The organism is Longimicrobium terrae, assembly GCF_014202995.1.
Lineage (GTDB): Bacteria > Gemmatimonadota > Gemmatimonadetes > Longimicrobiales > Longimicrobiaceae > Longimicrobium > Longimicrobium terrae.
Genome location: NZ_JACHIA010000010.1, coordinates 16240 through 40102, shown reverse-complemented (window position 1 = coordinate 40102; position 23863 = coordinate 16240). Strand labels below are relative to the sequence as shown.

The following is a 23863-nucleotide window of genomic DNA, read 5'->3' as shown; positions in this document are numbered from 1 at the left end:
GATGAATTGAACAGAGCCCCCGGCGCCCACGCGGCGCCGGGGGCTCCGTCGTTTCGCGAACCAGGAGTGCACCATTGCGCGGGAATCGACGGGAAAAACGGCCTTCCTGCCGTACGCCGGTGCCGTTATCATTGAGCGTTGCAGCTCTGCACCACATCATGTGATCCTCCCGCGAAAGTACCTCTTGCGATTCCTGAACTCGGAGCGGCTCCCCGTGCGTCTTGCGGCGGCCGCATCCCTCGTGTTTGCCGCGGCGTGCGGCGACCAGCAGCCCGCCGCCGTGCAGGGCACTGTCCGCCGCGATGTGCCCGAGTCCGCGCTGCAGCTGTTCGAGTGCAATGCCAACATCCGCTCCGCCACGGTGAGCTGCGCGCCCGCGGCTCCCGCCGGCAGCGGCAGCCGCGTCGTCGTCGGCGGCCAGTACACGAACCTGGTGCTCACGTCCAGCAACGCGTCGTACAATCCGGGAACGGAAATCTTTCAGTTCGACGTGACGGTGCAGAACCTGATGAACGAAGCCATGGGTACGCCGGACGGCACGGTGGCGGACCCGCAGGGGATCCAGGCCTTCTTTCACACCGGCCCCACGGTGACCAACGGAACGGGAACAGCCACCGTGGCCAACGCGGACGGCGTCGCGGAGTTCACCGGGCTGCAGCAGCCGTTCTTTGCCTACCACGAGATCCTGACGCAGAACCAGGTTTCGGCCGCGCACACGTGGCAGCTGAGCGTGCCGCAGACGGCCAGCAACGTCTCCTTCAAGGTGTACATCGAGACGGATGTGCAGTACCTGCTGGTGATCAACGAGGTGCTCGTCAATCCCGCGAACTTCAACTCCAATCCCGACCTCACCGGCGAGTGGGTTGAAGTGTACAACGCGGGTACGCGGCCGGTGGACATGCAGAACCTGGTGGTCGCCGACTCCGCCGCATCGGGTCGCCGTGCGTACCACCTGATCTCTTCGCCGCTCGAGGTTCTCCCGGGTGCGTACGTGGTGCTGGGCAAGTCCGCCAACACCACCAGCAACGGTGGCGTGCCCGTAGATTACGCGTACACTCTGACTGGATTCCCGAACAGTCTGGGCGCGTTCAAGATCGCCCGCGTGTACGGCTCCGACACGCTGACCGTCGACCGCACGCAGTACGCCTCGGCCGCCACCTCGGCGCAGGACGGAATCAGCCGCGAGCTCAAGAACCCGGCGCTGGACAACAGCAACATGGACGGCAGCAACTGGGGGAACGCCTCGGTCACCTCTGTGTACGGCCCCGGCGGCCGCGGTACTCCCAAGGCGCAGAACTCCTCGTTTACGCCCTGATCTTTCGGCTTCGGCCCTGATCACGCAAAGCCCCCGGTGCCCACGCGGCGCCGGGGGCTCTCGCGTTCATCCAGGCTTCGTTCGGCTGCGGAGTGTGATGAACTGCCGTTTCACACGGAGGTCACGGAGGATGCACGGAGGACACGGAGGAACAGCAAACGAAAGCCTCACACAGAGACGCAGAGCCGCAGAGGAAAAGCACTGATCGGACTCACACAGAGTCAACAGAGTTAACTGAGTAATGATTGTTCCTGCTGTTGACTCTGCTGACTCTGTGTGATGCTTTCAGTTGTCTCTTCTCTGCGGCTCTGTGGCTCTGTGTGAGGTTCTTGTTCTTCCTCCGTGTCCTCCGTGCATCCTCCGTGACCTCCGTGTGAAACGGCAGTTGTCGTAGAAGCATGCAGACGAGAAAAGGGCCGCCGATCGCGAGAGATCGGCGGCCCTTCTGTTCATCGACCTCGAGCGCGGCGCGTCAGTCCGCGGCGACCGGCTCGGGGCGCACCGGAGCATGCGGCGCGTGAGACTGCGCGGACCGCTTGCCGCGCCGGCGCAGCAGACCCACGAAGTCGTCCAGCAGCGTGTACACCACCGGCACCACGAACAGCGTCAGCACCGTCGACGTGATCAGCCCGCCGATCACCGCGCGGCCCATCGGCGCGCGCTGCTCGGCGCCCTCGCCCAGCGCCAGCGCCAGCGGCACCATGCCGAAGATCATGGCCACCGTGGTCATGATGATGGGCCGCAGGCGGATGCGTCCGGCGGATAGCAGCGCCTCGCGCCGGCCCATCCCTTCTTCGCGCTGCTGGTTGGCGAAGTCGATGAGCAGAATGCCGTTCTTGGTCACCAGGCCCATCAGCATGATGATGCCGATCATGGTGAACACGTTCAGGTTGCCGCCCGTCAGCAGCAGCGCCAGCCCCACGCCGATGAACGAAAGCGGCAGCGACAGCATGATGGCCAGCGGCTGCAGAAACGAGCCGAACAGCGACGCCAGCACGATGTAGATGAAGATCACCGCCAGCCCCAGGGCGCTCAGCACGTAGCCCTTGGTCTCGTTCAGGTTCTGCACGTCGCCGCGGAACACGGTCCGGTAGCCCGTGGGCAGCCCGGCCGAGTCCAGCGCCGCGCGCGCCGCGTCGGCCACCTCGCTCATGGGATAGCCCGGCGTGACGCCCGCGCTGATGCTGATCTGCCGCTCCAGCGAGCTGCGCTCGATCTGCTGCGGTCCCACGCCGGCCTGCACTGTGGCCACCTGGCTCAGCGGAATCATCACCGGGCGGCCGCTGGCGGGATCCACGTTGGTGCTGGGCACCACGATGCCGCCCACGTCCGCCGCGCTCGTCCGCATGCTGTCGGGATACACGACCACCACGTCGTGCGTGTAGCCCTGCGCGTCCTCCCACTCCGTGGCGCGCTGCCCGGTGAACAGCGGCTGCAGCGTCGTCGCGATCGAACTGATTCCCACGCCGGCCGCCCACGCCTGCTCGCGGTCCACGTTCACGTCCAGCTGCGGGATTTCGCCGTCGTCGCTGCTGGTGGCCTCGGCCAGGCCGGGCACCGACTCCAGGATCTCCATCACCTGCGCGGCCGCCAGCTTCAGCTGCTGCTGCTCCGGCCCCTGCACGTTCACCTGGATCGGCTGGCGGAAGCCGCCAAAGATGGTGGGCGTGCCGGTGATGTTGGCGCGGATGCCGGGAAGGTTGCGCAGCGCGCCGCGCAGGTCTTCCGTAATCTCCATCTGGTTGCGCTTGCGGTCGCTCTTTTCCTTGAGCTTCACGAACACGCGCCCCGTGTTGGGCGTGCCGCGGAAGCCGCCGCCGATGCTCATGTAGGTGAACTCCACCTCCGGCTGCTTGCGCAGCAGATCGCTGAGCTCGTGCCCGCGCGCCACCGTGTACTCCAGCCGCGAGCCCGGCGCCACGCGGAAGTTGACGTTGAACTCCCCGCCGTCAAAGTCCGGCACCCAGGCAAAGCCCAGCTGCGGGATGATGAGCATCGATGCGACGACCGCGGCCGTGGCGCCGCCCAGCACCGACTTGCGGTGGTCCAGCGCCCAGGCAAGCCACGCGGGGTAGCGGTCCGCGATGCGCTCGAAGCCGTCGTTGAAGCGGCGGGCGAAGCGCTGGATGGGGTTCCGCCTGCGCCCTTCGTGGTTCTCCACCTCCGGGTCAGGCCACACGCTGGACAGCATGGGGTCCAGCGTAAAGGAGACGAACAGCGAGATCATCACCGCGAACGCCACCACCACGCCGAACTGAAAGAAGATCATCCCGATCTGCCCGCCCATGAACGCCACGGGAACGAACACCGCCACCACCGCCAGCGTCGTCGAGAAGACGGCCAGCCCGATCTCGCTGGTGCCCTCCCGCGCGGCGGTGTGGTGGTCTTTCCCCATCTCCACGTGCCGGACGATGTTTTCGCGCACCACGATGGCGTCGTCAATCAGCAGGCCGATGGCCAGCGACAGCGCCAGCAGCGTCATGGTGTTGATGGTGAAGCCGAACATCCACATCCCGAAGTACGCCGAGATGATGGAGATGGGCAGCGCCAGCCCGGTGATGATCGTCGACCGCCAGCTGTTGAGGAACAGGTAGATGATGGCGATGCACAGCACCGCGCCCAGCGCCAGCTCGTGCTGCACGCTGGCCAGCGACTCCTTGATGCGCCGCGAGTCGTCCGTCACCACCGTCATCTTGACGTCGGACGGAAGCTGGCGCTGCATCTCGGCGACGGCGGCGCGCACGCGGTCGGCCACCTCCACCGTGTTGCTGCCGCTGATCTTGAGGATTTCGATGGAAAGCGCGCGCCCGTCGTTCAGAAAGCTGGCGCTGCGGGCCTCGGCCGTACCGTCCACCACGCTGCCCACGTCGCCCAGCCGCACGGGAACGCCGTTGCGCACCGCGACGGTCACGTCCTGGAACGTCTTGGGATCCTCCACGCGCCCGGTGATGCGGACGAGGCGCTCCTGGTCGCCGCGGCGCACGCGGCCGGCGGGCACTTCCTGGTTTTCGCGCTGCAGCGCCTGCGCCACCTGCGGCGGCGCGATGCCGTACGAGCGCATGGAGGCCGGGTCCAGCTGCACGCGGATCTGACGCTCGGTGCCGCCCACCAGGTTCACGCCGCCCACGCCGGACAGTGCTTCCAGCCGGGTGCTGATCACCTGGTCCGCCAGGTCCGTCAGCTCGCGCATCGACCGGCCGCTGCTCTGCACGGCGATGGACATGATGGCCCGCTCGTTGGGATCGAAGCGGATGATGACCGGGTCGTCGATGTCTTCGGGAAGCTGCCGGCGGATGCGGGCGATCTTGGACTGCACTTCCTGCTGCGCATCCATCACGTCCACGCCCAGCTTGAGCTGCACGCGCACCAGCGAGCTGCCCTCCAGCGAGGTGCTGGTGATCTCGTCGATCCCCTGCACCGTGTTGAGCGCTTCTTCGATGGGGCGCGACACCTCGCGCTCCATCACCTGGGGCGATGCGCCGGGGTAGCTGGTCTGCGCCACGACGGTGGGATACGCCACGTCGGGGTACTCGTCCACGGCCAGGCGCTGGTAGCCGGCCAGGCCAAGGACGACCAGCGTCACCATCATCATCGTGGCGAACACCGGCCGCCGGATGGATACGTCGGAAAGAAACATCCCGCGCTCCCGCGAAAACTAAGACAAAAGAATAAGAAAGAACCGCCGCGTCAGCGGCCCGCGCCGCCCTTGGCCTTGCCCGCGCCGTCGGCGCCGCCGCGGCCTTCGCCGGCCATCCGCACCGTCATCCCCGCGCCCAGCACGCCCACGTTGCCCACCACCACGCGGTCGGACTCGGTGAGGCCCTGGGTGATCTGCACCAGCCCGGCGGCCTCATCCGTGAGCCCCACCGTCACGGGCGCCATCTCCAGCTTGCCGTTCACCACGCGGTACACCACGCGGGGGCCGCCCTCGCGCCCCTCGCGCACGGCCGCGGCGGGAACCACCAGCGCGTCCTGCACGGTGCGCGACACGATGCGGCCGCTGGCGAAGCTGCCGGCGCGCAGCCGGCCCTCGGCGTTGGGCACCTGCACGTACACGGTCACCGCGCGGGTGGCCGGGTCCACCGACGGGCTCATGCGCGCCACGCGGCCGGTGAACTGCGTGCCCTCCGCCGTGAAGCGCACGTCCTGCCCGGGGCGCACGCTCTGGGCGTCGCGCTCGGGGACGGCGGCGGCCAGCTCCAGCACGTCGCCGCGGACGATGGTGAAGAGCGGGGCGTTCTGGTTCACGTGCTCGCCCGGGTTCACCACCCGCTTTTCGACGATCCCATTGACGGGCGCGACGACACGGGTGTCGGTCACTTCGCGGCGGCTGGTGCCGGAGCGGGCCGCGGCCGCCGCCACCCGGGCGCGCGCCGCCGCCACCGCCTGCTCGCTCACCCGCACGTCGCGCTCCGGAATGGCGCCCTGCTGGTACAGCTCGCGGTTCTGCTCCAGGCTCCACTGCGCGGTGCTCAGCTCGGAGCGCGCGGCGGCCACGTCGGCGTCGGCGCTGCGGGCGTTGCCGGCCTGGTCGCCGGCGTTGAAGCGGGCCAGCAGCTGCCCGGCGCTCACCGCCTGCCCCTCGCGCACCAGCACCTGCTCCACGTCGCCCTCCAGCCGGGCGCGCACTTCGGAGCGCTCCAGCGGCTCCAGCGTGCCGGTGACGGCCACGGCCGCCTCCAGCGGGGCCATGCGCGGGTTGGCGACGTCGGTGGCGGCCAGCGTGACGCTGGGGCCGCCGCCGCGGGCGGGGCCGCCCGCCGCGCCGCCGGCTTCGGCGTCGCCGCCGCAGGCGGACAGGGTGACGAACAGGGCGGGAACTAGAACGGTACGCATCTGCATCGGTCGCGTCAGGGAGCAGTCGCCGCGCCGGGCGACGGAAGGGGCCGGCCCAGCGAGCGGGCCAGTTCGGCCGACGCCAGGTACAGGTCAAAGGCGGCGCGCGCCTGGTTGGTGCGCGCGGTCAGCAGCGCGAGCTGCGCGTCGGAAACGTCCAGCTGCGTGCCCAGCCCGCGGGCGTAGCGCAGCGAGGCCAGGCGGAACGCCTCTTCCGCCTCGGCCGCGTTCAGCCGGCCGGCCTCGAAGACGGCGCGGGCGGACTGCAGCTGCGTGCGGGCACTGGCGGCGGCGGTGCGGGCGTCTTCCCACACCTGCTGCGCCTGCAGGTCGGCCACGCGGGCCTGCGCGCGCGCCTGGCGCACGTCGTTGCGGGCGCGGAAGCCGTCGAACAGCGGCCAGCTCACCTGCACGGCCAGCGAGCGGTCGCTGAACCAGCCGCCGTTCTGCTGCGTGCACACGCGGGTGGGCTCGGAGCCGGCCGGGCAGTCGATGCGGTCCAGCGAGCCGCCGCGGATGGGCAGCTGCCAGTCCGCGGGATACGCCTGGTATCCGCTCACCAGATTCACGGAAACGGTCGGCAGCAGCGCGCTGCGGGCGATGCGCACGCTGGCGTCGCTGGCCTGCGCCCGCAGCCGCGCGGCGCGCACGCCGGGAAGGGCGTCCAGCGCGGCGGAATCCACCAGCGCGGCACCGGTGGCCGCGTCGGCGACGGCGCGGATGCCGGCCTCGTCCAGCACGGTGGTCAGGCGCAGGGGCTGGTCTTCGGGCAGGTTGGTGATGCGGCGCAGCTCCAGCAGGGCCAGGTCGCGGTCGCCGCGCGCCTGAATCCGCAGCGGGATCAGGTTGCTGCGTTCCACCCGGGCGCGCAGCACGTCGTAGCGCGAGCCGCGGCCGCCGGCCTCGAACTGCTCGGCCTGCCGCACGCGCGCCTCGGCCAGCGCCACGTTGGTGTCCTGGATGGCGACCAGCTGATCGGCCAGCTGCGCGGTCAGGTAGGCGCGCAGGGTGAGCAGGCTCACGTCCACCTGCGTCTGCTGCAGATCGCTCTGCGCGGCCTGCCGCAGCCGCGACGCCTGCCGTACGCCCTGCGTGGCGCGCCCGCCCTGAAACAGCGGAACGCTCAGTGTGGCGTTGGCGCCGTACGTGTTGGGCTGGTTGAAGATCGCGCCCACGGCCTGCGCGCGGGCGTTCTCGTACACGTGGCTGAACGTGCTGCCGATGCGCACGCTGGGCAGGGTGGCGGCGCGGGCGCTGCCCACGGCGGCGGAGGCGGCGTCCACGCGGTTGGTGGCCAGCCCCACTTCTTCGCCGCTCTGCGCCAGGTTGAGCGCGGTGCTCAGCGGCAGGTCCAGGGTGTCGCGCGCCTGCGCGCCCAGCGGCGCGGAGAGCGCCAGGGCAAGAACGAACGCGGCCCCGGTGCTGCGGGGCGTGCGGAAACGGGCCATCGGCATCAGGGGCAGTGCAGGGCAGGCGGAATGGGACGCAGGTGCCTGCGTCCCGCCGTGCCGGGTGATCGGTCTGCTAAAATCATCCGCACCTTCACTCCGCGGCCGGCGGCCGGTGAGTGGAGGTGCGTTCAAAGCGTGGACACGCGGCGAGCCGGATGCGTTGGCGTCCGCGGCCGGTCCGGCGCCGCATCTCTCAACGGGACAAACGGTTGTAGCCGCGGGTGTCGGTCGTTGGCCATGGGGTGAATCATAGTCTTCTGCCGCGGAAAATCTCGATTGTCGCCGGGCTGTGAGGCCCCTCCCCCGGCCCCTCCCCGTGCAACTGCGCACGGAGAGGGGAGAACGGCGACTCACCGTGTTCCGGATGGTTCGGCGCGGACGGAGAGGCCCCCTCTCCCCGGCCCTCTCCCCCGCTCCGCGGGAGAAAGGGAGACCTCAGCGCGCGGGCAACCTTCGGCACCGTTCGCCGGCATCTGGGCAGGGGGAAAACATCACAGCGCTACTGTAATGCTTACCGGGGATCGTCATCGTCATCTACCCCTCCACAGACCATCTGCCGTCGATCGATGCTCATCGGCAACAGGGGCGGATCATCATCCTTACCCCTACCTGATGCGCGTCGTTGGGGTGATACCGCGAGACGGGCGGAATGTGTCGCTGGTCATCCACCGAAGCTGGATGATGATGGCGTGCCTGTCCGGCGCGGGGCTTGCTCCGGGGCGGCGCCCGGTGGACAAACCCTATCCAGACAGCGGGAGCGGACGGCGATGACGGAAGACCAACTGAAGGAATACCGGGCGGCCGCCGAGGCCACGGCGCAGGAGCAGCTGCGCATTCAGGCCGAGGTGGATGCCATCGACAAGAAGAACAAGAAGAAGAGCGACGACGAGGAGTCCGCGCCGGAGGGCGTGCAGGCGGGCGCGCGCAAGGAGCCGGACGGCGACATGCCCGAGCAGCACCTGCAGAAGCCCGGGCTGGAGGCCGATATGGAACTGCGCCCCCGCTACGACGCGCCGGACTACAAGGGCTCCGAAAAGCTCAAGGACCGCGTGGCGCTCATCACCGGCGCGGACTCCGGCATCGGGCGGTCGGTGGCGGTGCTGTTCGCGCGCGAGGGGGCGGACGTCGCCATCGTGTACCTCAACGAGCACGAGGACGCGGAGGAAACGAAGCGCGCGGTGGAAAAGGAAGGCCGCCGCTGCATCCTCATCCCCGGCGACGTGCGCGACTCGGCGTTCTGCGATGCGGCGGTGGAGCACACCGTAAAGGAGTTCGGCAAGCTGAACGTGCTGGTGAACAACGCGGCGTTCCAGGAGCACGTGCAGAAGCTGGAGGACCTGAGCGACGCGCACCTGGACATGACCATGCGGACGAACATCTACGGATACATCCACATGGCACGCGCGGCGCTTCCGCACCTGAAGCGCGGCGACAGCATCGTGTGCACGGGGTCGGAGACGGGATTGTTCGGCAAGGGAACGCTGCTGGACTACTCGGCCACCAAGGGCGCGATTCACGCGTTCGCCATGTCGCTGGCCAGCAGCGTGGCGGAGCGCGGAATCCGCGTGAATGTGGTGGCGCCCGGCCCCGTGTGGACGCCGCTGAACCCGGCCGACGCGCCGGTGGATGAGATCGCCAGCTTCGGCCAGTCCACGGAGATGAAGCGGCCGGCGCAGCCGGAGGAACTGGCGCCCGCGTACGTGTTTCTGGCGTCGCCCGTGTGCTCCAGCTACATCACCGGCGCGATTCTCCCCGTGATGGGCGGATCGACGGGCTGATCGTCCGGTTTGAATGGATGAACGAACGAGGGCCGGCCGCACGGAGGGGGGAGAACGACAACTCAGCGTGATCGGCTCAGTCGAGGCGCATGCGGAGAGGGCCCCCTCCCCCCAGCCCCCTCCACCCGCTCCGCGGGAGAGGGGGAGCCGTTCGGCGCAGGGCGACGGGTTCCGGCTCGCGTCCGACGCGCCGCGGGCCCCTCCCCGGCCCTCCCCGTGCAAACAGACGCACGGAGAGGGAGAATTCACACCGGGCATCCGGCCTTGGGCAATTGAATTGAAGCCCCGATCGTGGACGCGTCAGCGGCCACGAGTCGGGGCTTCCCGCTGTTGGAGCGGCGGATTCATTTGCTCAACGGAGCCTGGGCACGCGGGCACTCGCCGATCCGCACCGAACTCTCCGCCCCGCCCAACCCTCCCCCAGTCTTTTTTGGGGGAGGGTGGGCCGGTGGTGCCGGCCGGGGTGGGGGCCGCGCGTGAGCCCGCGTCAGTCGATCACCCGCGGGAGCGTCAGGGTAAAGACGGAACCCTCGCCCGGCGCGCTTTCCGCCGTCAGCGTGCCATCCATCGCCAGCGCCAGCTCGCGGCTGATGGAAAGCCCCAGCCCAACCCCCTGCTGCGAGGCCGCCGTCAGCTTTCGATCCACCTGCACGAACGGGTCGAAGATGCTCGGCAGCTTGTCGGCCGCGATCCCGCGGCCGGTGTCCGCCACGACGATGTGCACGCGGTCCTCCTCCGCGCGCGTGGCCAGCGTCACCGATCCCGCGTCCGTGAACTTGACCGCGTTGGCCAGCAGGTTCACCAGAATCTGCCGGATGCGCTCCGCGTCGCCGCGCACCACCGCGTCCGGCTCCCCGGCGGGGCGCACGTAGGCGAGTCCCCGCGCTTCCATCTGCGGCCGGATCAGCGGCTCCAGTTCCGCCAGCAGCGGCTGCACGGGAACCGGGCCGATGCGGTACTCGATGCGCCCCGCCTCGATCTGCGCAAAGTTCAGCAGGTCGCTGATCAACCCCAGCAGGTGCTGCTGCGCCGAACGGATGCGCTCCAGGTCCACCCTCTGCTCCGCGGTCACCGGCCCGCGGATCTCCATCTCCAACAGCTCCGTGTACCCGCCGATGGCGTTGAGCGGCGTCCGCAGTTCGTGGCTCATGGCGGACAGGAAGTCGCTCTTGGCCTGGTTGGCCTGCTCCGCCGCGGCGCGCGCCCGCCGCTCCGCGTCGTACAGCCGTGCGTTGTCGATGGCCCCCGCCGCCCGCCGCGCCAGGTCCTCGCCGAACGGCACGTCATCCGCCACGAAGCGCCGCCCGGATTCCGCCTGCGCCAGCGACAGCACGCCGATCACCCCGTCGCGCGTAAGCAGCGGCAGCGACAGGTGCGAGCGGAAGCCCGTCTGCCGCAGCGCCTCCAGGTGCTCCCGGCTCTGCGCGACGGCGGGAAACAGCTCCTCGGGCATTTCGGTGACGAGCTCCGGCCTGCCGCTGCGCAGCACCTGCGCGGTGCCGTGCGGCGCGTCCGGATCGATGGGAAAGCGCGCCATCACCTCGTGCGCCCACGCGACGTGATCCGGATCGGCGTGGTGGACGGCCACCGGCTCCACCTCGCCGTCCGGCCCCAGCAGCTCCACGAAGCACCAGTCCGCGACGGCGGGCACCACCAGCCGGGCGATGGCCTCCAGCGTGGCGGACAGGTCCAGCGAGGCGGAAAGCACCTCGCCCGCGTCGGCCAGCACCTCGGCGCGGGCGCGCAGCCGCTGCTCCGCCTCCAGCAGCCGCGCCCGCTCCAGCGCCTGCGCGGCCTGCTCGCCCATGGTGAGCAGCATCGTGCGTACGGCCTCGTCGAACTCCTGCTCCGCCGTAAAGCTGAACGAGAGCCCGCCCAGCGCGCGCCCGCCGGACACCACGGGAATGATGGCCATGGCGGCGGTGCTGGCATCCGCCAGGTCCGAAAGCATTCCCGGATACCAGTGCACCGCGTCACGGTTGCTCAGAATGCGCGGCGTGCCTTCCAGCACCGCGTCGGAAAGCGGCTTGCCGGGGGTGACGGGAAAGTGCACCCAGCGGTCCGTCACCTCCGCCGGATAGCCCAGGGAGTGGACGATCTGGAACGTCGTCCTGTCGTCCGAAAGCAGCGCCAGCGACCCCGCGTCCGCCCGCAGGGCGTCCATCCCGTGCAGCACGCACACCTCCGCCACCGCGCGCATGTCCGCCGCCTGGTTGAGCGCGGCGGCAAAGGACTGGATGCGGCGCGAGCGGCTGGCGGCGGCTTCCGTCCGCAGCAGCAGGTCGGCGTTGTCCAGCGCGGCGCCCGCGCGGCGGCCCAGGTCCTTGGCGATGGACAGGTCGTCGGGGGTGAAGCGCCGGCCGGAGTCGCTGGCGATCAGGGTGAGCGTGCCCAGCGTGTGGCTGCGGGTGGAGAGCGGAACCGTGATCACCCCGGTGAAGCCGATCTTGCGCAGCTCCGCCAGGTGGTCCGCGTCGCGCGCGGCGCCCGCCAGCATGCCGTCGCTGATGGCGTCGTGCATCTCCGCGCGCCCTGTGCGGAAGACGGCGGCCGCGCCGGTGGGCGCCTCGGGATCGGGCGGATAGCGGCGGTCCAGCTCCTCCGCCCAGCGCAGCCGCTCGGGATCGCGGTGGGCCACCACGCGGGCGCGCCGCCGCCCGTCGGGATGATTGACCTCCACCACGCACCAGTCCGCCAGCCGCTCCACCGCCAGGTCCGCCACGCGGCCCATCGTCCCGTCAAAGTCCAGCGACCGGGCCAGCACCTCGCTGGCGTGGGCCAGAAAGGAGACGCGCTCGCGGGCCGCCTCGGCCGCGCGGGTGGCGTCCAGAAGCTCCTCGGCGGTGGCTTCCAGTTCCACGTTCAGCGTCTGCGCCTGGTCGATCTGGTGCTCCAGCTCCAGCGCCTGCTCCTGCGCCAGCGCCTCCATCCGCTTGCGTTCGGTGATGTCGGTCACCATCCCCAGCGTGAACGCGGGGGCGCCCGCCGCGTCGCGGATCAGCGACACGGTGAGATCCACCCACACCTCCGCCCCGCCCTTGCGCCGGTAGCGCTTTTCCACGCGGAAGCTTTCCGTGCCGCCGGCCAGCAGGCGCTCGTACATCTCGCGGTCCACGCCGGCGTCTTCCGGGTGGGTGATGCCGTCGAAGCCGGATTCCCGCAGTTCCTCCAGCGAGTAGCGCAGCATGCGCCGCAGGGCGGGGTTGATGGCCACGGGGTACCGGTCCAGCCCGGTGAGCGCGACCCCGGTGGCCGCGTACTCGAACATGGCGCGGAAGCGGGCTTCACTGTCGCGCAGCGCCGCTTCCGCCGCCACGTTGCGGGTGACGTCCACCGCGTGCACGGCGATCGCCCACACATGCCCGTCCGCCTGGCGCAGGGGCTGGTAGGTGAAGTCCACGTAGTGCACCTCGTCGCGGCCGTCCCCGTCGTCGTCCCACTCGGCGCGCATGCCGGTGCGGGTGACCGGCGTTCCGGTGCGGTACACGTCGTCCAGCAGGGTGGTGAACCCCTGCCGGTGCAGTTCGGGGAACGCCTCCCGGTAGGGCAGGCCGGTGAGTTCCCGCGCCCCCACCATGCGCCGGTACGCGGCGCTGGTGGCCGCGATCACGTGGTCCGGCCCTTCGTAGATGGCCGTCACGGCGGGGAACTGCTCGATGAGCGAGTGCGCGCGGGAAGAATCCCAGTCCGTCGGTAGTACGCGGGTCACGGGGCCGTCAGGCAGAAGAGCCGGGGAAGAGTCATCGGATGGGAGATGACGCGTAAATGGGGCCGCGGCGGCAGCCGTTCCGCTAACAAAAAGCCCCGCATCGATTTGCGCCGAACGAGCCCGCGACGGCGAAAGCGCCCGCTTCCCGCGGCCGCCGGGATCTCGGTCCGTCCGTTGAGTGCTGAGGCGTCCGCGGATTGGGCACGGCGGATGGACGGAAACGTCCAGATCAATCCCCCAAACGAAGCGCGCCCGGCACATGGCCGGGCGCGAAGAGAACGATCGGGTGGGGCCGCGGTCACACGCGGGCCGGTCGCCCGCCGCGGAACATCACCCAGAGCACGGCCGCCACCAGCAGCGCGCCGGCCCCCATGAAGAGCGCGGTTTCCGGCCCTCCGTCGCGGGCGGGCGGCGCGGGACGCCGGGCGCGCACGGCCGTCGCGGGCGCGGAGGTCACCGCGGGTGCCGGGGCGGGGCGCGCGGCCTCCACCACGGCCGCGGCGGGTGCGGACGGCGCGGCGGGCGCAACGGGCTCCGGCGCGGCCGGGCTCGCGGGCGCCGGCGTGCGCGAGGCGAAGGACGCGTACGCGCCGGGAAAGACGGCGACGTGGTAGTGCGCCGGGTGCCGCTCCCTGGTGATATCGAGCAGCCCCTTGCGCTCCATAGCCAGCAGGCTCGTTTCCATCCACTTGCGGCACTTGTCGCTCTTGCTGATGCGGAAGTCCACCGCCATGCCGGCCGGGTGCACCGAAAGCTTGTGCGCGTTGCCGGGCTGGTTGGCCAAGGGGCGCGTCAGGCTGGTGACCACCAGCGGCTCGCCGCACCCGGCGCGGTAGCCCGCGGCCGTGCGCTTGACGAACTCCAGCACCTCCGGCCGCGCGTACGGAAAGCCCACGTTGGCGAGCTGAAAGTCCGTTCCCGCCACCACGGGCACCAGCTTGCCGCTGGACACCAGTTCCGAAACGTCAGCGGGGGACTTGGTGAAGGTGTACCGGCGCTCCACGGCGACCTCGTGCTGCCGCTCCATGGAGCCGGGCGACCCCGTGAGGGTCACGTCTCCCGCCATCGCGGGGCTCGCGAAGGCCGTCGCCAGAAGTGCCGTCAGAATCGCTTTCATCGCCGCAAACTCTCTCCCATCGGTCTCCGCCGGGTCGCGCACCTCGGACCCCTCGCTCGCCCACCCGTATGCAGAACGCGGTCCACCGCGACGGTCTCCCACGGTGCCAAGTATGTGTGCTGCATCATCTTCCACATCGGCTCCGAATCGCTGCCGGATCGCGCGGCCCGCCGCCTGCCGGGAAAGGCGCGGCGGGGACGGGCTCCCGGGAGATGCGCGGGCCGGGTTTTGATCAGCGAACACACGGGAATCGGAATGACGGGATCGACGGCGGTGCGGGCGGTGATCTTTGACATGGATGGCGTGATCAGCGACACGCAGCGGCTGCACGCGGAGGGCGAGTCGCGCATGCTCGTGGACTGGGGCGTGCACCTGAGCGCGGACGAGATCACGGAGCGGTTCGCCGGGCTGGCGGATCACGACTTCTTTCCCGCCGCGCTGGGGCGGCCGCTGGCGGCGGAGGAAATGGCGGCGCTGGTGGAGCGGAAGTGGGCCGATCTGGCAAAGGATGCGCCCGGCCGCATCGTGCCCATGGAGGGCTCGGTGGAGCTGATCCGCCTGCTGCGCGCCCGCGGCCTCCCCATCGCCGTGGCCAGCAGCTCGCCGATGACGTTCATCCACCAGGTGCTGGATGAACTGGGCGTGGCGGATGCGTTCGCCGCGCGCGCCACGGGGGAGGAGGTGCCCGCGGGAAAGCCCGCGCCCGACGTCTTTCTCCTCGCGGCGCAGCGTCTGGCCGTGGAGCCGTCCGCGTGCCTGGTGATTGAGGACGCGCCAGCCGGGGTGGCCGCCGCGCGCGCCGCGGGAATGCGCTGCATCGGACTGGCGCCGGACGGCGGATCGCGGCTGGACGCGGCCACGGTGGTGGTGCGCTCGCTGCGGGAGGTGGTGGATGATCCGGAGCGGTTTCTGGGCGGCGCGGATCAGGGGTGAGGATGCTCCCCCACGAGAGCGAATGAATCCGCCGCTCGAACAGCGGGAACCCCCGACACGGCGCCCACAGGCGCCGTTCGGGGCTTCAACTGCATTGGCATGCGCGACGATCTCGCCGCGGCAGTCCGCGGAGGCGGACTTCGTGTGTTTCGAGGCGCGGTTTCAACCGCCGGACGAAGGGCCGCCGCCGCGTGCCGAAGCCCATCGGCCGCGCTGAGGTCTCCACTTTCTCCCGCGGGGATGATGAGGGACTGGGAGAAAGACCTCGCCGCATCATCCGGAACGCTTCTCTGATCGACCGAGGCATCCCGCCGCACTGGATGGGAAAAGCGGTGTACCGATCGCATGACGTTCGTCATCTGATCGCGGACCCCGGATTGTGTGCTCCGGGGCCCTGCCCTAGCTTGAATGGCATGACACGCACCCGCCTTTTCCTGGCCCTGCTCGCCGCGGCCGCGCTGGCGCCCGCGCTTCCCAGCCCCGCGCCCGCGCAGGCCGGCGCCACCGAATACCGCGGCGCCGCCGCCCTTGGCCTCAGCCTGCGCCGCGTGGGCGTCGCCAAGCGCGTGCTGATGGTGGGCGCGCACCCCGACGACGAAGACACGCAGCTCCTGGCCCGCCTGGCCCTGGAAGAAGGCGCCGACGTCGCCTATCTGTCGCTCACGCGCGGCGAGGGCGGACAGAACGGCATCGGCACGGAGCTGGGAGAGGGTCTGGGACTGCTTCGCACCGAAGAACTGCTCGCCGCGCGGCGGGTGGACGGCGCGGAGCAGTTTTTTTCGCGCGCGTTCGACTTTGGATTCAGCAAGTCCGCCGACGAAGCGTTTCGCCACTGGCCGCGCGAGGAACTGGTCCGCGACGTGACGCGGGTCATCCGCACCTATCGCCCGGACGTGGTGATCACCGTGTTCAGCGGCACGCCGCGCGACGGGCACGGCCAGCACCAGGTGTCCGCCATCGTCGCGCGCGACGCGTACGACGCCGCGAGCGACCCGGCGCGCTTTCCCGAGCAGATCGCCGCGGGGCTGCGGCCTTTCGCGCCCCGCAAGCTGTATCAGTCTCTCCGCTCCCGCGGGGACGGCGCCACGCTGCAGCTGGCCGTGGGCGACCTGGACCCGCTGATCGGCCGGTCGCCGTTTCAGCAGGCCATGGCCAGCCGTTCCCGCCACCGCTCGCAGGACATGGGCGCGCCGGAAGTGGCCGGCCCCCGCGCCAGCTATCTCCTGCGCGTCCGGCCCGCCCAGGCGGGGATCGAAGCGACGCTCTGGACCGAGATCGACACGGTTCTCGCCACCGCGGGTGAAGGCGCCGCGGCGCGCGGGCTGGTGCGCTACCAGGCGCAGGCCGAAGCGCTGCGCGCCCGCGGCAACCCGCTGGCTCCCGCCGCGCTGGCCGCGGACCTGGCCTCCGCGCTCACCACGCTGAACGCCGCCCGCGCCGCGCTTCCCGCCACCAACGGCACGGCGGACCTGGCGTTCCGGATGGATGAGGAGCGCCGCGACGTGGAGCGCGCCCTGGCGCTGGCCTCCGGCCTCGTGGTGGATGCGACGGCCAGCCGTTCGCGCCTGGCCCCCGGCGACACGCTGACGGTCGAACTGTCCCTCTGGAACGGCGGCGCGCAGCCGGTGACCGTGGCCGCCTTCGCCCCCGAGCTTCCCGCCGGGTGGACGGCGGAGGCGGTGCAGCCCGCGGCGGACGCGCAGGTGGCGCCCGGCGCGCTGATGACGCGTCGCTTTCGCGTGCGGGTGCCGGCGGACGCGGAGCTGACCATCCCGTACTTTCTGCGCCAGCCGCGCGACGGCGACATGTATCGCTGGCCGGATCGCGACGCCGCGCTGACCCGCCCGTTCGAGGCGGCTCCGGTGCGTGCGGTGGCGCGCCTGCGCGTGGCGGGGGCGGAGATCGCGATCCCGCAGGACGCCACCTTCCGCGAAGTCGATCCGCGCCAGGGCGAACTGCGCCGGCCGGTGATGGTGGTGCCCGCCGTGAGCGTGCTGCTCTCGCCGCGCACGCGGGTGCTTTCCACCGCGGCGCCGCGCCCGCTGTCGTACACGGTGCGGCTGGCGGCGCAGGCGGCGGGGGGCGCGCGCGGCACGCTGCGGCTGAACGTGCCCGCGGGGTGGCGCGCGGAGCCGGCCTCGGTGCCGGTGCAGTTCGCCGCGCCGGGCGAGGTGCGCGAGGTGCGCTTTACGGTGACGCCGCCGGCCAGCGCGCGCGCGGGCGACGTGGACGTGTCCGCCGTGTTCGAGGCGCAGGACGGGCGGCGGTTCACGCGCGGGGTGCAGATGATCGACTATCCGCACGTGCGCGCCCGGCCGCTGTACCACGCGGCCGAGTCGCGGGTGCGCGCCTTTGACCTGCGGGTGCCCGCGGGGCTGCGCGTGGCCTACATCGAGGGCGCGGGCGAAGAAGGCCCGGCGTTCCTGGAGAACTTCGGCATCACGCCCACGCTGCTTTCCGCGGACGACCTGGCGGAGGGCGACCTGTCGCGCTTCGACGTCATCATCACGGGGAGCCGGGCGTACGAGGTGCGGGCGGATCTGGGCGCCCACAACCAGCGACTGCTGGACTGGGTGACGGCGGGCGGCACCATGATCGTGCAGTACAACAAGTACGAGATCGTGGAGGGCCGCTTCACCCCCGAGCCCATCACCATGGCGCGCCCGCACGGCCGCGTGACGGACGAAAACGCCGCCGTGCGCATCCTGCGCCCCGAGGACCGGGTGTTCACGTCGCTCAACCGCATCGGGCCGGCGGACTTCGAGGGATGGGTTCAGGAGCGCGGGCTGTATTTCGCGGAAACGTGGGACCCGTTCTACACGCCGCTGCTGGAGATGGGCGATCCGGGCGAGTCGCTGCAGGGCGGGCTGCTGGTGGGGCATCTGGGGAAGGGGACGTACGTCTACACGGGGCTGGCGTTCTTTCGCCAGTTTCCGGAGGGCGTTCCCGGCGCGTACCGCCTGTTCGCCAACCTGCTGGCCCTGGGCGCGCGCGACCCGGCCGGGCGCTGAGCGCGGAGTTCGCGGGCGGCCCCCACCCGGGCCGGCACCACCGGCCCACCCTCCCCCAAAAAAGACTGGGGGAGGGTTGTTGGAGGCTGAAAGCTCGAGTGGCTTCACAAGATTCGTTCGCGCCCATGCCCTGTTGAGCGAATGAATCCGCCGCTCAAACCGCGGGAACCCCCGACTCGTGGCCGCTGTCGCGCCCACGATCGGGGCTTCAACTGCATCGGGGCCGCAGTTCCGGTGTGAGTTCTCCCTCTCCGTGCGTCTGTTTGCACGGGGAGGGCCGGGGAGGGGCTCGCGGCGTGCCGGACGCGCGCCGAAGCCCATCGCCCGCGCCGAACGGCTCCCTCTCTCCCGCGGAGCGGGTGGAGGGGGCTGGGGGGCATAGGCGCGAACTTAAGCCATATCGAGCCCTCTTAGCCCCGTATTTTTACATTCACGGTGGCGCAAAGCTGGCGAAATCTGGTCGAATTAGCCGTCGCGAATAAGCTTTGCAAAATAAAGTTGACGCCTATGGGGCTGGGGGGAGGGGGCCCTCTCCGGATGCGCCTCGACCCGGCTCGCCGCACTGGTCCGTCGTTGGTTGCTCGACCTGTTGACAGTGCACGTATCCCACACCATCGCACATTCATGCGCCTTCGCAGGCCATTCGCCCTGATCCCGTCGATCGCCCTGCCCCTGCTGGCCGCCTGCTCCGGCGGCGACGGGCGCGCGGTGCTCACCGTCTACTCGCCGCACGGCCGCGAAATGCTGTCCGCGTTCGAAAAGCGGTTCGAGACGGCGCACCCCGACATCGACCTGCAGTACGTGGACATGGGCTCGCAGGAGGTCATGGACCGCGTCCGCTCCGAGCGCGCCAACCCCCAGGCCGACATCTGGTGGGGCGCCCCGTCGTCCATGTTCCAGCAGGCCGCGGACGACTCGCTCCTGGCGCCCTCGTCGCCCTCGTGGGGCGCGGCGCTCCCGGCGGGCACGCGCGATCCGCAGGGCCGCTGGTACGGCACGTACCTCACGCCGGAAGTGATCGCCTACAACGGAAAAGCGGTCCCCGCGGCGGAGGCGCCAAAGGACTGGGACGACGTGCTGGACCCGAAGTGGAAAGGCAAGCTGCTCATCCGCGACCCCATGGCGAGCGGAACGATGCGCACCATCTTCGGGATGGTGGTGCAGCGCGGCCTTCGGGCCACGGGCGACACGGCGGCGGGGTTCACCTGGCTGCGGCGGTTGGACGCCAACACCAAGCAGTACGTCCTGAACCCGACGATGCTGTACCAGATGCTGGCCCGCGAAGAAGGCCTCGTCACCCTCTGGGCGCTGCCGGACATCGAGATGGTGCGCGAGAAGTACAAGTATCCCATCGAATACGTGATCCCCAGCAGCGGCACGCCGCAGATCGTGGACGCGGTGGCCATCGTGCGCGGCGCGCCCAATCCGGAGGCGGCAAAGGTGTTCATGGAATACGTGGGCGGCACGGCGGCGCTCATCCCCGCCGTGCGCGACTTCTACCGCCTGCCGGTGCGCGCGGACTTCCCGATGGATTCCATGCCGCCGCGCCTTCGCGCCGCGCAGGCCGCCATCAAGCCGGAACCGATGGACTGGAAGCAGCTTCAGGAGCGCGAGTCGGAGTGGATGCGCTACTGGGACGAGCACGTGCGCGACCGGGGCGGGCGGTGAGCGTGCCGGGTTCCGTGAACGCGCCGCTGGAAGCCACGCCCGGCACCCCGCCCGTGCTCGTCCGCCTGGACGGCGTCGGCCGGCGCTTCGGCGAAACGGTGGCGGTGGATGGGGTGTCGCTGGAGGTGGCGGCGGGCGAGTTCCTGACGCTGCTGGGCCCCTCCGGCTGCGGCAAGACCACCACGCTGCGGATGATCGCCGGCTTTGAGCAGCCGACGTCGGGCCGCATCCTGATCGGCGGGCGCGACGTGACCGGGCTGCCGCCGCAGAAGCGCGACGTGGGGATGGTGTTTCAGAACTACGCCCTGTTTCCGCACCTGGACGTGTGGGAAAACGTGGCGTTCGGCCTCAAGTCGCGCGGGGAGCGCGGCGCCGGAGTGGAGGCCGCCGTCACGCGCGCGCTGGGGCTGGTGGAGCTGGAGCCGTACGCGCGCCGCAAGGTGCAGGCGCTGTCCGGCGGGCAGCAGCAGCGGGTGGCGCTGGCCCGCGCGCTGGCGCCGGAACCGCCGGTGCTGCTGCTGGATGAGCCGCTGAGCAACCTGGACGCCGCCCTGCGCGAGCGTACCCGCGACGAACTGCGCGCCCTGCTCAAGCGGCTGGGGATGACGGCCGTTTTCGTGACGCACGACCAGGAAGAGGCGTTCGCCCTGTCCGACCGCATCGCGGTGATGGAGCGCGGGCGGCTGCAGCAGGTGGGCTCGCCGGAGGCGCTGTACGCCGCGCCGGTGAACGCGTTCGTCGCCTCGTTCCTGGGGCGCGCCAACTTTCTGGCCGCGCGGGTGGATTCGGTGGATGGCGACCGCGCGACGTGCGCGGTGGCGCCGGGCGTGGTGTGGCGCGCGCGGCTGGCGGCGGACACGCCCCGCGGCGCGGGCGACGCCGTGCGGCTGATGGCGCGTCCGGAGGCGCTGACGCTGGCGGACGTGGACGAGCCCAACGCGCTGGGCGCCCGCGTGCTGGACCGCCGCTTCGCCGGCGCGGCCACGTTCTACCGCGTGGAGACGGAGGCGGGGCCGGAGCTGCTGGTGCAGGGCGGGCCGCACGCCGCCCGGCCGGGAGAGCGGGTGGGGATCTGCCTGGACGAATCCGGCCACACCGTCGCCTTTGCGGCGGAGCCGTGATCCGGCGCGGACGGAAATGAGCAACGGCGCCGCTCGCGAGGGATCGCGGGCGGCGCCGTTCATCAACCCGTGCGGTGGCGGATCAGGGGTTGGTCTTGTCGGCGCAGGCGGCGTCGTCGGGACAGCTGGTGTAGTCGCTGGCGCACGTCTCGAAGCACGCGGTGCCCCCGCCCACGCCGCCGACCAGGGCGGCCGGGGTGGTCTTGAAGCTTTCGACGATGATGGCGCTGGGATCCAGGTTCTTCTTCATGTCCGGTGGCGGATGGAGTGCGGAATGGGCACCGTGGCGGGAGTCGCCGGGGCCCGGCGGATCAACATGGGTGAATTGTGGCGGATAATCAATGTCGATGACGGCGAGTGACGCGGGGCGACGCGGGACGCCGGGCCGCGGGCGGATCGGCGGGGCGGCGTGGGTGGCGGTTCCCGTCATCATCATCCTCCTGTGGCTGGTTCTGTATCCCAACCTGTTCGTGCTGGCGGACAGCGTGCTGGACGGCGGCCGGTGGACGGGGGAGCACTACGCGCGCTTCTTCGGCAGCCGGTCAGAGGTGCGGGCGCTGTGGAACAGCGTGTGGATCTCGCTGGCCAGCGTGGTGCTTTCCGCGCTGATCGGCGTGCCGCTGGCCTTTCTGTTCGCGCGGAGGGACTTTCCCGGCCGGCGGGTGCTGGGCGCGCTGGCGGCCATGCCCGTTCTTCTTCCGCCGCTGGTGGGCACGCTCTCGTTCCTTTTTCTCTACGGGGAAAGCGGATTCCTGACGCGCGGCGTGCAGTCGCTGCTGGGGATGGACGAGGCGCCGTGGCGGCTGACGGGCGCCTGGGCGGTGCTGCTGGTGCACGCGTACACGATGTACGTCTACTTCTACCTGTTCACCGCCGCCGGGCTGGCGCGGCTGGACGGCGGCTACGCCGAGGCGGCGGCGGCGCTGGGCGCGGGGTGGTGGACCACCCTGCGCCGCGTCACCCTGCCCATGCTGGCCCCCGCGCTGGGCGGCGCCGCGCTGCTGGTGTTCATGACGTCGATGGCGTCGTTCAGCGCGCCGTACGTGTTCGGTGGCGGCTTCCGCGTGCTGACGACGCAGCTGTTCAACAGCAAGCTGAACGGCGAGGACGGGCTGGTGGCGGTGGAGGCGGTCGTTCTCGCCCTCGCCTCGCTCCTCTTTCTGTGGATGCTGCAGCGGTACGAGTCGGGGCGCGAGTACACGGGGGCGGGCAAGGGGCTGGCCCCGGCGCCCCCCGCGGCAGGCGGGCGCGGAGGCTGGCTGTCGCTGGGCGCCACGCTGCTGGTGGCCTTTCTGCTGCTGCCGCACGCCACGGTGCTGCTGATCTCGTTCGTGCCGGAGGGGACGTGGACCACGCAGGTCATTCCGCCCTCGTACTCGGCGGAAAACTACACGCGGCTGTTCAGCGATTCGCAGCGGCTGGTGCCCATCCTCAACTCGCTGCAGATGGCCACGGTGGCCACCATCGCCAACGTGATCTTTGCGTACGCGGCGGCGTGGCTGCTGTCGCGAAAGGGCACGCGCGGGCGGGGATGGATTTCGGCGCTGGTGGCGCTGCCGTGGGCGCTGCCGGGAACGGTACTGGCAATTGCGCTCGTCTTCACCTTCAACGTGCACCAGCCGCTGGCGGGGCGGTTCGTGCTGGTGGGGACGTGGGGCATCCTGCCGCTGGCGTACTTCATCCGCAACATTCCGCTGGTGACGCGGGCGGCGCTCGGCAGCTTCAAGCAGCTGGATCCCACGTACGAAGAGGCGGCTGCCTCCCTCGGCGCGTCGCGGTGGACGACGGCGCGGCGCGTGGTGCTGCCGCTGGTGCTGCCCGGTCTGGCCGCGGGCGCGCTGCTGGCCTTCGTGACCGCGCTGGGCGAGTTCGTGGCCTCCATCCTCCTCTACACCAACCGCACGCGCCCCATTTCGGTGGAGATGCTGTCGAGCCTGCGCGGCTTCGACTTCGGCGGCGCCTCGGCGTACGGGGTGATTCTGATCGTGCTGGTGGGGATCGTGTTCGCGGCGGGCGGGGGAAAAGGAAGTGCGTGAGTGCGTTAGTGCTGGGTGCGTGAGTGCTGAACTGCCGGGCGGAGGTGCGGCCTTGATCCCATCGATCGCCCGCGGAGAGAAGGCGCTTTTTTCTTTGCCGTCTTTCGCACTCACGCACTGACGCACCCAGCACTCACGCACTTCCGTCCCGTGGATCATGTAAACGCATGTAGTGTATCCGCTTGCATTCCGCGGAACGCCGGGCCCGGCGGCCGCACCCGTACTCTGGTGGGAGACGTACTCGTGCAGAAGATGACCCGACTGCTGGTGGCCGCCGCGCTGGCGCTTCCGTCCGCCCTGGCCGCGCAGACCACGCCCGCCGCGCCGCCGGCCCAGGCCGCGCCCGCGCCGCAGGTGGAGATCGCGCAGATCCAGGCCCGGCTGGAGCATCTGCAGCAGACCGCGCTGCAGGATTCCACCATCCTGGCCGCCGGCGAGGCGCTCAACCGCGACCTGCTGGCCGCCGCCGCCACCGTCGACAGCACCGCCACGCGCCGCCTTGCCCGCGCGGAAACGCTCGGCACCGAGATGCAGGCCGCGCAGCAGGCCGGCGACACCGTCCGCCTGGCCGCGCTCACCAGCGAGGCCGAGGCAATGGCCGTGTACTTCGACCAGCTTACGCCCCGCGTAATGGCGCTGCCCGAGGTGCGCACCAAGCAGCAGGCGTACGTCAATCAGCTCATCGCCACCATGACGCGGCTGGACCCGCAGGTTCCGGCGCTGCTCGCGCGCCTGGAAACGCTGCGCGGCGGCCCCGCGGGCGGCGCCGCCCCTTCCGCGGCTCCGGGCTCCGGCAACTGATCTTCGGGATAGATGGATGAAGAGGGGGCGCACCCGCCGGGGTGCGCCCCCTCTTTCGTTTCCACGATTGCGTCCGCCGCTGCCCGG

General features: G+C 70.7%; 14 protein-coding genes. 8 read left to right on the top strand and 6 right to left on the bottom strand.

Annotation, left to right across the window (positions count from 1 at the left end):
• Positions 1-184 precede the first annotated feature (184 nt).
• Positions 185-1315 (top strand): lamin tail domain-containing protein, encoded by a 1131-nt coding sequence (locus HNQ61_RS16220; protein WP_170032353.1) that lies wholly within the window; start codon positions 185-187, stop codon positions 1313-1315.
• Positions 1316-1787: 472 nt separating this feature from the next.
• Here HNQ61_RS16220 and HNQ61_RS16215 read toward each other — a convergent pair whose 3' ends face one another.
• Genes HNQ61_RS16215 through HNQ61_RS16205 form a run of 3 tightly spaced genes read right to left on the bottom strand, consistent with a single transcriptional unit; the run spans position 1788 to position 7605 of the window.
• A complete protein-coding gene (locus HNQ61_RS16215; RefSeq protein WP_170032349.1) occupies positions 1788-4952 on the bottom strand; it encodes an efflux RND transporter permease subunit in 3165 nt (1054 codons plus the stop codon).
• Positions 4953-5002: 50 nt separating this feature from the next.
• Positions 5003-6151, bottom strand: a complete 1149-nt coding sequence (locus tag HNQ61_RS16210) for an efflux RND transporter periplasmic adaptor subunit (RefSeq protein ID WP_170032346.1) — start codon at positions 6149-6151, stop codon at positions 5003-5005.
• A gap of 14 nt (positions 6152-6165) precedes the next feature.
• Positions 6166-7605, bottom strand: coding sequence for a TolC family protein (locus HNQ61_RS16205; RefSeq protein WP_170032343.1), 1440 nt, complete (start codon positions 7603-7605; stop codon positions 6166-6168).
• A 764-nt stretch (positions 7606-8369) separates the two neighbouring features.
• Here HNQ61_RS16205 and HNQ61_RS16200 point away from each other — a divergent pair.
• Positions 8370-9380 carry an SDR family oxidoreductase gene (locus HNQ61_RS16200; protein ID WP_170032340.1) on the top strand — a complete coding sequence of 337 codons (1011 nt, stop codon included), beginning with the start codon at positions 8370-8372 and terminating at the stop codon, positions 9378-9380.
• Between the two features lie 487 nt (positions 9381-9867).
• Here HNQ61_RS16200 and HNQ61_RS16195 read toward each other — a convergent pair whose 3' ends face one another.
• Entirely contained in the window at positions 9868-13089 is a 3222-nt protein-coding gene (locus tag HNQ61_RS16195) for a GAF domain-containing protein (RefSeq protein ID WP_170032337.1), read from the bottom strand.
• A gap of 298 nt (positions 13090-13387) precedes the next feature.
• Positions 13388-14206: a DUF5715 family protein gene (locus tag HNQ61_RS16190; RefSeq protein WP_170032334.1), complete on the bottom strand. Its 819-nt coding sequence runs from the start codon at positions 14204-14206 to the stop codon at positions 13388-13390.
• Between the two features lie 255 nt (positions 14207-14461).
• Here HNQ61_RS16190 and HNQ61_RS16185 point away from each other — a divergent pair, with 255 nt between their 5' ends.
• The 4 genes from HNQ61_RS16185 (at position 14462) to HNQ61_RS16170 (ending at position 20939) form a co-directional block, all read left to right on the top strand.
• Complete coding sequence (locus HNQ61_RS16185; RefSeq protein ID WP_170032331.1) at positions 14462-15139, top strand: HAD family hydrolase; 678 nt, start codon at positions 14462-14464, stop codon at positions 15137-15139.
• A 413-nt stretch (positions 15140-15552) separates the two neighbouring features.
• The gene (locus tag HNQ61_RS16180; protein ID WP_170032328.1) at positions 15553-18150 is read left to right on the top strand and encodes a PIG-L family deacetylase; all 2598 of its coding nucleotides are present in this window, start codon (positions 15553-15555) and stop codon (positions 18148-18150) included.
• Between the two features lie 624 nt (positions 18151-18774).
• Positions 18775-19818, top strand: coding sequence for an extracellular solute-binding protein (locus HNQ61_RS16175; RefSeq protein ID WP_170032325.1), 1044 nt, complete (start codon positions 18775-18777; stop codon positions 19816-19818).
• 2 nt (positions 19819-19820) lie between these two features.
• A complete protein-coding gene (locus HNQ61_RS16170; protein ID WP_170032322.1) occupies positions 19821-20939 on the top strand; it encodes an ATP-binding cassette domain-containing protein in 1119 nt (372 codons plus the stop codon).
• Between the two features lie 82 nt (positions 20940-21021).
• Here HNQ61_RS16170 and HNQ61_RS16165 read toward each other — a convergent pair whose 3' ends face one another.
• The gene (locus HNQ61_RS16165; protein ID WP_170032319.1) at positions 21022-21189 is read right to left on the bottom strand and encodes a hypothetical protein; all 168 of its coding nucleotides are present in this window, start codon (positions 21187-21189) and stop codon (positions 21022-21024) included.
• A gap of 91 nt (positions 21190-21280) precedes the next feature.
• Here HNQ61_RS16165 and HNQ61_RS16160 point away from each other — a divergent pair, with 91 nt between their 5' ends.
• On the top strand, positions 21281-22975 hold the full coding sequence (locus tag HNQ61_RS16160) for an ABC transporter permease (protein WP_205761211.1): 1695 nt from the start codon (positions 21281-21283) through the stop codon (positions 22973-22975).
• Positions 22976-23218: 243 nt separating this feature from the next.
• Positions 23219-23776, top strand: coding sequence for a hypothetical protein (locus tag HNQ61_RS16155; RefSeq protein WP_170032311.1), 558 nt, complete (start codon positions 23219-23221; stop codon positions 23774-23776).
• The last annotated feature ends 87 nt before the right edge of the window (positions 23777-23863 follow it).

Coding starts and splice junctions, on each gene's coding strand:
- HNQ61_RS16180 (WP_170032328.1), top strand. CDS start 15,553: ATGACACGCACCCGCCTTTTCCTGGCCCTGCTCGCCGCGGCCGCGCTG.
- HNQ61_RS16175 (WP_170032325.1), top strand. CDS start 18,775: ATGCGCCTTCGCAGGCCATTCGCCCTGATCCCGTCGATCGCCCTGCCC.
- HNQ61_RS16160 (WP_205761211.1), top strand. CDS start 21,281: ATGTCGATGACGGCGAGTGACGCGGGGCGACGCGGGACGCCGGGCCGC.
- HNQ61_RS16210 (WP_170032346.1), bottom strand. CDS start 6,151: ATGCGTACCGTTCTAGTTCCCGCCCTGTTCGTCACCCTGTCCGCCTGC.
- HNQ61_RS16165 (WP_170032319.1), bottom strand. CDS start 21,189: ATGAAGAAGAACCTGGATCCCAGCGCCATCATCGTCGAAAGCTTCAAG.
- HNQ61_RS16185 (WP_170032331.1), top strand. CDS start 14,462: ATGACGGGATCGACGGCGGTGCGGGCGGTGATCTTTGACATGGATGGC.
- HNQ61_RS16200 (WP_170032340.1), top strand. CDS start 8,370: ATGACGGAAGACCAACTGAAGGAATACCGGGCGGCCGCCGAGGCCACG.
- HNQ61_RS16215 (WP_170032349.1), bottom strand. CDS start 4,952: ATGTTTCTTTCCGACGTATCCATCCGGCGGCCGGTGTTCGCCACGATG.
- HNQ61_RS16205 (WP_170032343.1), bottom strand. CDS start 7,605: ATGCCGATGGCCCGTTTCCGCACGCCCCGCAGCACCGGGGCCGCGTTC.
- HNQ61_RS16190 (WP_170032334.1), bottom strand. CDS start 14,206: ATGAAAGCGATTCTGACGGCACTTCTGGCGACGGCCTTCGCGAGCCCC.